This window comes from Paracoccus binzhouensis, from assembly GCF_016446475.1.
In the GTDB taxonomy this organism is placed as follows: domain Bacteria; phylum Pseudomonadota; class Alphaproteobacteria; order Rhodobacterales; family Rhodobacteraceae; genus Paracoccus; species Paracoccus binzhouensis.
On the sequence record NZ_JAEHFP010000234.1, the window covers coordinates 1 to 1,605 of the forward strand.

At 73.0% G+C, this 1,605-nt stretch carries 1 protein-coding gene and 1 pseudogene; one reads left to right on the forward strand and one right to left on the reverse strand.

Features of this window, described 5'->3' with window-relative positions; translation table 11 throughout:
- Positions 1–975: LysR family transcriptional regulator (locus I9P22_RS24140; RefSeq protein WP_199262759.1), on the forward strand; the 975-nt coding region annotated here is incomplete at its 5' end.
- Positions 976–1,130: 155 nt separating this feature from the next.
- On the opposite strand, the pseudogene I9P22_RS24145 reads toward I9P22_RS24140, so the two are convergent.
- A pseudogene (locus I9P22_RS24145) lies at positions 1,131–1,605 on the reverse strand (hydroxymethylglutaryl-CoA lyase); the annotation flags it as partial.

Consider the following 1,605-nt stretch of genomic DNA (forward strand, 5'->3'; position numbering starts at 1 on the left):
CTGGTCCTGCGCCTGCGCCGCGCCTTCGGCCGGCTCGATCCGGCGCTGGCCGAGCTGGGCCCGCGCCTGCCGCTGACCGTGACCACCGCGCAGCTCGACGCGCTGATCGCCGCGGCCGAGGCCGAGAATTTCAGCCTGGCCGCGCGGCGCATGGGGCTGGCGCAGCCGACCGTGCACCGCGCCGTCGCCCAGCTCGAGAAGGAAGCCGGCCGGCCGCTGTTCGAGCGCACCGCCCATGGGGTGATCGCCACGCGCGCGGCGCAGGCCCTGGCCCGGGCCGCACGGCTGGCCTTCTCCGAGCTTGACCAGGCCGAGGCCGACCTGGCCGAGCTGGTCGGCCGCGAGGTCGGCCGCATCGTGGTCGGCGCCATGCCGCTGGCGCGCTCGCACCTGCTGCCGCGCGCCATCGCCCGGTTCCGCGCCCGCCGCCCCACCATGCCGGTGCGGGCACTGGACGGGCCCTATGAGGACATGATGGCCGGGCTGCGCCGGGGCGAAGTCGATTTCCTGGTCGGCGCGCTGCGCGATCCCGCCCCGATCGGCGATGTCGAGCAGATCCGGCTGTTCGACGACACCCTGGTCATGGTCGCCCGCCCCGGCCATCCGCTGGCCGGGCGGCAGGGGCTGGACGCCGCGGCGCTGGCGCATTTCCCCATGGTGGCCGCGGCCGAAAGAACCCCGGCGCGCCGCGCCTTCGACCGGATCTTCGCCGCGGCCGGCGGCCCGCCGCACAGCCTGCTGGAAACCGGCTCGATGATCCTGATGCGCGAATTGCTGCGGGTCTCGGACCATGTCGGCTGTATCTCGCGCCTGCAAGTCGCGGCCGAGATCGAGCTCGGCGCGCTGTGCCTGCTGGACCTGGACTTGCCGGAAACCCGGAGGCCCATCGGGCTGAGCCAGCGCCGGGACTGGCTGCCCACCCGCGCCCAGGCCGAGTTCCTGACCGAGCTGCGCGCCGTCAGCGCCGAACGCTGATGATGCCGGCGACTGAAGGCTGGCGGCCGCACAGCCGCCAGGCCCGGGATCAGGAGCGCAGGATCGTCGAGACCTGCGCCCGGCCGTTGTCGCACTTTCTGCCGTCGAGTTCCTCCCGCTCCTGCCGGACATTCTCGGGTCCCGGGTCCACGCGATCATTGGCCTTGCAGATCAGGGACAGGTGCCGCGACTCGAATCTCTTGCAGCGCGACCCCGGCCCCTTCTGCGCTTCTTGCGATCTTCTGGAACCCGGCCATCGATTCGGCGCGCGAGCGGTTGAGGTTCTTCCGGTTGTGGCTTTCCGAGGCCGAGGCGAACATCACCACGGCGTCGATCCCCGCCGCGATGGCGGCCTCGGCGCCGCGCGGGTTGGGCACCAGGGCGCTGAAGCGGATGCCGGGCCGGCCGCGGAAATGCCGCACCAGCTCGGCCGCGTCGCGCATCTGCGGCACGGCGCGGGGCGAGACGAAGGATGTCAGCTCGACCGAGCGGATGCCGGCGGCGATCAGGCCTTCGACCAGCCGGATCTTGTCCCCGGTCGAGACGAAGGCCTGCTCGGATTGCAGGCCGTCGCGCGGCGAGACCTCGGTCACCGCGACCTGCCTGTCCGATGCGGATGCCGGGCCGGTC